The organism is Candidatus Thiothrix phosphatis, from assembly GCF_035668035.1.
Lineage (GTDB): Bacteria > Pseudomonadota > Gammaproteobacteria > Thiotrichales > Thiotrichaceae > Thiothrix > Thiothrix phosphatis.
Genome location: NZ_JAYMYJ010000133.1, coordinates 47081 through 53276 on the forward strand (window position 1 = coordinate 47081; position 6196 = coordinate 53276).

The 6196-nt window shown below is 59.1% G+C and carries 10 protein-coding genes; 5 read left to right on the top strand and 5 right to left on the bottom strand.

The genetic code is table 11. The features are described from left to right. Position 1 precedes the first annotated feature (1 nt). Together rbfA and truB are read left to right on the top strand one after the other, a co-directional pair. Positions 2-409, top strand: a complete 408-nt coding sequence (gene rbfA / locus VSS37_RS15745) for a 30S ribosome-binding factor RbfA (RefSeq protein ID WP_324696729.1) — start codon at positions 2-4, stop codon at positions 407-409. Beyond that, positions 406-1308: a tRNA pseudouridine(55) synthase TruB gene (gene truB, locus VSS37_RS15750; protein ID WP_324696730.1), complete on the top strand. Its 903-nt coding sequence runs from the start codon at positions 406-408 to the stop codon at positions 1306-1308. The genes rbfA and truB overlap by 4 nt, the downstream gene beginning before the upstream one ends. A gap of 11 nt (positions 1309-1319) precedes the next feature. Here truB and VSS37_RS15755 read toward each other — a convergent pair whose 3' ends face one another. Beyond that, positions 1320-2108 carry a hypothetical protein gene (locus VSS37_RS15755; protein ID WP_324696732.1) on the bottom strand — a complete coding sequence of 263 codons (789 nt, stop codon included), beginning with the start codon at positions 2106-2108 and terminating at the stop codon, positions 1320-1322. 6 nt (positions 2109-2114) lie between these two features. Continuing rightward, positions 2115-2291, bottom strand: coding sequence for a hypothetical protein (locus VSS37_RS15760; protein ID WP_324696734.1), 177 nt, complete (start codon positions 2289-2291; stop codon positions 2115-2117). 351 nt (positions 2292-2642) lie between these two features. On the opposite strand from VSS37_RS15760, the gene VSS37_RS15765 reads away from it, so the two are divergent. Next, the gene (locus VSS37_RS15765) at positions 2643-2864 is read left to right on the top strand and encodes a DUF3955 domain-containing protein (RefSeq protein WP_324696735.1); all 222 of its coding nucleotides are present in this window, start codon (positions 2643-2645) and stop codon (positions 2862-2864) included. A 1-nt stretch (position 2865) separates the two neighbouring features. On the opposite strand, the gene VSS37_RS15770 is transcribed toward VSS37_RS15765, so the two are convergent. The 3 genes from VSS37_RS15770 to VSS37_RS15780 all read right to left on the bottom strand — a co-directional run bounded on the left by VSS37_RS15770 (position 2866) and on the right by VSS37_RS15780 (position 4793). Continuing rightward, the gene (locus VSS37_RS15770) at positions 2866-3774 is read right to left on the bottom strand and encodes an MOSC domain-containing protein (protein ID WP_324696736.1); all 909 of its coding nucleotides are present in this window, start codon (positions 3772-3774) and stop codon (positions 2866-2868) included. Positions 3775-3795: 21 nt separating this feature from the next. Then, entirely contained in the window at positions 3796-4188 is a 393-nt protein-coding gene (locus VSS37_RS15775; RefSeq protein ID WP_324696738.1) for a hypothetical protein, read from the bottom strand. 110 nt (positions 4189-4298) lie between these two features. Continuing rightward, positions 4299-4793, bottom strand: a complete 495-nt coding sequence (locus VSS37_RS15780; protein ID WP_324696740.1) for an alpha/beta hydrolase family protein — start codon at positions 4791-4793, stop codon at positions 4299-4301. Between VSS37_RS15780 and VSS37_RS15785 the strand changes: the two genes are divergently transcribed. Both VSS37_RS15785 and VSS37_RS15790 read left to right on the top strand, forming a co-directional pair. Continuing rightward, positions 4792-5343 (top strand): hypothetical protein, encoded by a 552-nt coding sequence (locus VSS37_RS15785; RefSeq protein ID WP_324696741.1) that lies wholly within the window; start codon positions 4792-4794, stop codon positions 5341-5343. The genes VSS37_RS15780 and VSS37_RS15785 overlap by 2 nt on opposite strands. Positions 5344-5399: 56 nt before the next feature. Continuing rightward, a partial coding sequence (locus VSS37_RS15790; protein ID WP_324696742.1) for an SH3 domain-containing protein occupies positions 5400-6196 on the top strand: 797 nt, incomplete at its 3' end.

Sequence of the window (6196 nt, forward strand, 5' to 3'; positions counted from 1 at the left end):
CATGTCAGCCCGCCATTCTTCCCACGGTTTCGCCCGGACTGACCGGGTGGCCGAGCAAATCCGCCGTGATCTCGCCGGACTGGTGCGTGACCGGGTCAAAGACCCGCGCGTTGGCATGGTGACGTTGCTGGATGTCGAAGTGTCGAAAGATCTGGCTCACGCCAAAGTCTGGTTCGATGTGCTGCAAGCGGAACATGGGCCGGAAGCGCAGGAAGCGCTCAACCATGCAGCCGGTTTCCTGCGTCACGAACTGGGCCACATGCTGAAATTGCGGGTGACGCCCACGCTGCATTTCTTCTACGATGACACCCAATCACGCGGCAATGCGCTGTCTGCCCTGATCGACAAGGCAGTCGCTTCCGACCGGCATGAGGATGCGGGTGATGATAACGGCGCGGCTGACGATTGAGCCGCCGCCAGTTCCGTAAACTCAACGGCATTCTGTTGCTGGACAAGGCGTTAGGCGTTTCCAGCAACAAGGCGTTGCAGGATGCGCGTTTTCTGTTCCAGGCGGAAAAGGCCGGGCATACCGGCAGCCTTGATCCGCTGGCATCTGGCATGCTGCCGGTCTGTTTCGGTGAAGCCACCAAAGTTTCCGCTTTTCTGCTTGACGCTGGCAAACGTTATGTCGCTGTCGCCACTTTGGGTTGCGTCAGCACCACTGGCGATGCGGAAGGCGAGAAGATCAATCCGCGTCCGGTTCCGGCTCTGACGGACGCTGCCATTGAGGCCGTTCTGGCCCGTTTTCGCGGCGCAATCATGCAGGTTCCGCCGATGTATTCCGCTTTGAAAAAGGATGGCCAACCGCTCTACAAGCTTGCCCGGCAGGGTGTGGAAGTGGAGCGGGAAGCCCGCGCCGTGACCATCCATTCCCTGACGCTGCTGGAGCGCACGTCGGACAGCCTGACGTTGGCGGTGGCGTGCAGCAAAGGGACTTACATCCGCACCCTGGTGGAGGATATTGGCGAAGCGCTGGGTTGCGGCGCATATGTGTCGATGCTGCGGCGCGAAATGGTGGAGCCGTTTGATGGTCTGCCCATGCATACGCTGGAAAGCTTGCGGGCGTTGACGGAACAGGGGCGGGAAGCATTGGACGCCGTCTTGCTGCCGCTGGATACAGCCCTGCCGCATCTGCCTGTGTTGACCGCTCCGGAAACTACCCTGCTGCGCTTGCGCCAAGGGCAGAAAGTGCGGGCGGATGTGGAAGACGCCGAATTGCTGCGCCTGTACAGCGAGTCCGGTGAGTTTGTCGGCTTGGCCTCCGCTAATCACGGTGTGTTGAGCGCCAAACGCTTGCTTGCGTACTGAGCGAATTTCATCTACCACTGGGCATGAATATGATCATCATGCCGCGCCGCACGGCAGCCCTGGAATTTGATATTGGCGGCCTGAATCCCCAGCTTTTTCTGCACATGCGGCTCCAGCAGGATTTTCTGCGCATCCACCGCCAGCAAGGTCAGTAGCGTGCGGGTGCGCTCCACGTCAAGCGCGTAGGCCGCATAGCGGGGTTGCAGCCAGTCAAAATCCCACCGTAGCCAGTTGTGCCGCCCCGGACAAGCGTTTTCCTTGGGGGAGGAAGGCTGTTCGTAAAACCAATAGCCCAGCCATGCCGGTGAAAAGTTCACAGGCCTCCCGCTGGTCTTGCGTTGGTAAAAATACGCCAAATCCACTTTCCTGCCATTGTTATGGCTAAGATGGGGCAATAAGGGGAACCCATCCAGAAACGGAAAACCTGCATCCAGGTAGCGCAACGTGGCACCAGGGTAGATTTGCCGGAATTGCCGGGCGATATGGATCAAATGCGTCCTGACCTCGGGTTTGACGTAATTGCGCATCAGCAGGCAGTAGCCAACGTTCGCCGGTTGCAGGGGTTCACTGTCACTGGCGAAGCAAGGTAGGGGAACCCGCCCACTCTTACTGGCCAGTATTGGTGTAATCACCCGTGCGGTGAGCGCATACAGCAGCAGGAAGATGCCCAGCCGCAACAGGTTCTGCTGCCAGGGAGCAGACAGCGGAAACAGGTTCGCCAACGCCAGACTGCACAGCAACACCAGACCGCCCACCTGCGTCAGCGCGGTCAATAGCAGGGTGAGGATGAACAGTAACATTGCGTATTATCCGCCAGATTGGGACGTTAACCGTTTTCTGGCGTTCCGGTTTGGACGGATTCTGGATTTTAGGTCATTCACCAGCATGTCAGCCTGTTTGGGAAACAGCAGCAGCAACACCCCGCCCGGCAAGGTCAGCGCCAGCAGGATACGCACGAGTTTGGGCGAGGGTTGTATGCTCATGGGGTTCTGTCTCCGTCACCAGTCGCGGGATTGTCGTCAATATTGCCTCGGCGGGCGATCCTGTCATGTACCGCCGCATTCTACAATCAGAACGCTGGCGGGTTGGATTACACCTTGGAGATAAGAGGGAATATGCATTTGCAGCCTGCCTGCTCGTTATTGACAGCTCAGGCGCTATTATTCCTGCAATGTTTGCAGGAAATATGCAGACGTACTGATCTTTTTATGGATTTCGGTGATCTTCTCGTTACACCATGAAACTTCCGGGAAAATTACGGAGGATCTCCGTATTTCCTGCACGCCCGCGTTGCATGATGACCACCATTAATTCTGATTGATAGGAGGTTGGGAATGTGTGGGAAATTTTCGATTCTGTTTTTGGGGTTAGGGGCGTTCAGCCTGGTAATGTTCAGCCTGATCAGGCCATCGGTTGATGACGCAGGCATACTGCATGAGCCATTTGCATTGTTGCCGATCGGCTATTTGATGTTGCTGGCGGCTGGTGTCACTGGTTTGCTCTGTCTGTTTGGACGTTGGCATGCCGTCCGGCGGAGCAGGCTGGAGCATGACTGAATCATCGCATGTGCATTTCCAGCAGGTCGCCGACCTTGACCAGTGCGCCATCGCCTGTTGTCAGGGTGGCGTTCTGCCCGAAATACGCGCCGGACAAATGGGGGTAAGGGTTCATTGCCGTCAGGGTGCGCAAGGGTTCTTTCGGATCGCTGATCAGCCCGCTGTGTTGGTCGATCGTGGTGATTTTGCAGCGTTGGCAGGGCTTGCGGATGGCGAGGCTGTAACCCGAATGCGCCGCCGTCAGGGTCTTGCAGGCGTTTTCCCCGAATGCTTCCAGGCCGCTGAGGACAATATTGGGGCGGAAGCGCTCCATCGGCACGGCGTCCGCGCCATTGGCTTGCAGTTGCGCATTCAGGGCGTCCAGCGAGGCTTCGGACACGATTAGGAACGGGTAGCCGTCGGAAAAGGCCGTTTCCGCATGTGCGCCATCCATATCCGCCGGGTCGACCGGGCGGATGAAGCCGGGTGCAAACCGCACCAGCCGCAAATCATGGCCTTGCCATTGCCCGACCGCTTGGGTCAGCCAGCGGGATGCGTCCGCGCTTTCCTCACAGGCGTCGCAGACATCGCGCCATACCTGCACTTCACAGCTTGTGGTTGGCGGTGGCTCCAGTGGAATGGACAAGGGCGGCAAACCGGCGTGTTCCAGCTCCAAACTGGCGGCGGTCAGGCGCACCCGGATGCGCGCCAATGTTGGCAATTGCCGCTGGGTGACGAATTTTCCTTCCGCATCGACCAGCATCCACTGCCGGTCAAACGCCAGACCCTGTGTGGTGAGGGCGGCTTGGGGCAGGGTGATCCCCTGCAATGATTTGACCGGGTAAATGTGCAGGCTGCTGATAGCGGGCATGGCGTGTTTCTCGTGGGTTTCGACGCCCGCTATTGTGCAGAAAATGGTGGCGTGCTGCAAAGTTCAGCCGCCCACCAGCGCTCAAGCCAGTTGTCTGGCGGCAAAGAAGGCGGGGATGGAATCTTCCCCGCGCCGGGAGCCAGTCAACCAGCGCACTTGCCATTCCACTAGGCGTTCGCCCTTTTCGTGAAGGTAGACGCCCTTGCTGGGCTCATGGATCCATTCCCACTGCCTGACCAGCACCAAAGGCAGCCCGGCTCCCCGGGTGGTGCGGGAAAATGCGAGCGCTTCCTCATAGCTGGCGAAGGCGCGGAAGTAATCGGCACCTTTGGCTTCATCAGGACTGCCCAGTTCGGGGTAACACCAGACGCGGTATTCAAGCACGTCATCGTAGAAATAGCCTGCGCCCAGCTTGACGGACGCGGGGTACTCACCAACCATGTCTGGATCAATTGCTTTAGGGTAATGCTCCATAATGCTACCGTTATTGTGTTATTGGGGCGGATGGCATGACAACAGGCTTACTGTATAGCGCTGGGCTGAACAGGGCAACGCAGGCGGATGAGTGGGCGCGCGCCTATCGGTCAGCGTGAAGCCAGCCGTTGGGTTGGCAAGGTTTCCAGCAGCCAGCCGCTCATTTCCGCATACAGGGGCATGGCGGTGGCGAGCACATTGGCGTGGCCGCCGCCGGGCACTGTCAGCCAGCGTTTGCGCGGACTGGCCAGCGCAGTGTACAGATTGCGCCCCTGTTGCAACGGCACGAACCGGTCGCGGTCGCCATGTGCGATCAGCGCCGGAATGCTGACCTGCCGCGCCCACTGCTGTGGTTGCATGGCGCTGACGCCTGGAGCGCCGTGCAGCCATTGCGCCATGTCCATGAACGGGAGCAAGGCGGCGGAAGCGGCGCGCCAGCGGGTGGGAACCTGCGCCTCCATCACTTGTTCCAGATTGGCGAAACTGCTGACCACCAGCAAGGCGTCCCAGCTTTGCGGCGATTCGCTGGCGGCGCTGACGGCGCGGCAGGCTGCGTTCAAACGCGCTGCTGCCGAACGCCGTCGCAGGCAGCGGGCTGTCGCCATGCCCCGGCAGGTCGGGGATCAGGCAGCGGAAACCGGCAGCGGTGAAACGCTCCGCCACCGGCAGCAGGTCTTCCTTGCGTCCGTTGCGCCCGTGCAGCAGCACGACCACGCCGCGCACTTTGCCGTAGGCGGGCGGGGCGACGCCTTTGGCGGCGAGCTGCTGGCGGAGTCTGCGTCCGCGTTCGCCCGGCCCGGCGCTGGCGTCCGGCTCCACCAGCAGGCAGGGCGCGTCGCCATCCAGGCAGCCGTAACTGCGGATGCGCAGGCCGAACGCCGCCGGGTGTTGCAGGCGTTCCCGCTGATAGTCCTGCAAGGCGCGGCGTGGGGGCGCGAAGATGTCGCGGTTGAGCCAGCTTGCGCCTTCGACGGCGGCGAGGGCGAGCAGCAGGCAAAGCGTCAGCAGGGGGCGGAAGATGCGCCAGGGCAGGCGGGTGGACGGCAGGTTGGGCATGGCGGTTTGTTCTTGTTGCTTGTTGGGACAGCCATTAGTGTATGTGATGGGTTTGCAGGAATCGTGCAGAAGGTTGGGAAAGATGGTGGCTTCGGATAAAATGGAGGCATTGCCTGCACAAGGCAATGGTTACCGATAAATATGAGGGCGCAACAATGAAAAAATACATACAGCTTGTTTTCTTGACGACGGTGTTCCTGTTGCCTGTGCACAGCCACGCCGCCAGCTTCAACTGCTCCAAAGCCGAAAAATGGGCAGAAAAAACCATTTGTTCCAACAAACAACTCTCCAATCTGGATGACTTGCTGGCTGCCTCTTATAAAAAGGCTTTGGGCAGTACGGATGACCAAACTGGCCTGAAAGCGGAGCAACGGGAGTGGCTTGCAACACGCAATGCCTGTGAAGATGTGGAATGCCTGAAAGGTGCTTACACTGCGCGCATTGCTTCACTCAATGAGGTCATTGCGAGCGAAGAGGCTACCCCCGACACGGCTCCCTCAGATGTGGGTTCTGGTTGGTATAAGGTTTCTGCCGAACCCAACCTTGTCGTGCGCGCCAGCCCCGATGTGACAGGCAAGAAGCTTGGCACGGCCCCTTATGGCGGGAAAATTCAAGTGCTTGGAAAAACGGGCAACACGGATTCCATCGGTGGCCGCGAAGGCTCCTGGGTAAAAATTCAGTGGCAAAACCGGGAGGCTTATGTGTTCGACGCCTTTTTGGAGCCGCTGTCCGCCAGTGGCGGCAACGATGGCGACAAACCCAAAACCCGCATGGCAGGCAAAACCATTCAGGGTGTGATCGACTCGTATGAATGCGGCGATAACTGCTACCTGACGATTATCGACAAACAAGGGGAAAAGCATACAGGGCTATGTGGAGCCCCTTTATGTGAATCATTCAGTGACGCGACCGGCATACCCAGTCAATATAAAAATAGGAAAGTGCAGGTCAG

Excerpts from the sequence above, each read along its gene's own strand:
- rbfA (WP_324696729.1), top strand. The coding sequence starts at position 2 with ATGTCAGCCCGCCATTCTTCCCACGGTTTCGCCCGGACTGACCGGGTG.
- VSS37_RS15755 (WP_324696732.1), bottom strand. The coding sequence starts at position 2,108 with ATGTTACTGTTCATCCTCACCCTGCTATTGACCGCGCTGACGCAGGTG.
- VSS37_RS15760 (WP_324696734.1), bottom strand. The coding sequence starts at position 2,291 with ATGAGCATACAACCCTCGCCCAAACTCGTGCGTATCCTGCTGGCGCTG.
- VSS37_RS15765 (WP_324696735.1), top strand. The coding sequence starts at position 2,643 with ATGTGTGGGAAATTTTCGATTCTGTTTTTGGGGTTAGGGGCGTTCAGC.
- VSS37_RS15775 (WP_324696738.1), bottom strand. The coding sequence starts at position 4,188 with ATGGAGCATTACCCTAAAGCAATTGATCCAGACATGGTTGGTGAGTAC.
- VSS37_RS15785 (WP_324696741.1), top strand. The coding sequence starts at position 4,792 with ATGCCCCGGCAGGTCGGGGATCAGGCAGCGGAAACCGGCAGCGGTGAA.
- VSS37_RS15780 (WP_324696740.1), bottom strand. The coding sequence starts at position 4,793 with ATGGCGACAGCCCGCTGCCTGCGACGGCGTTCGGCAGCAGCGCGTTTG.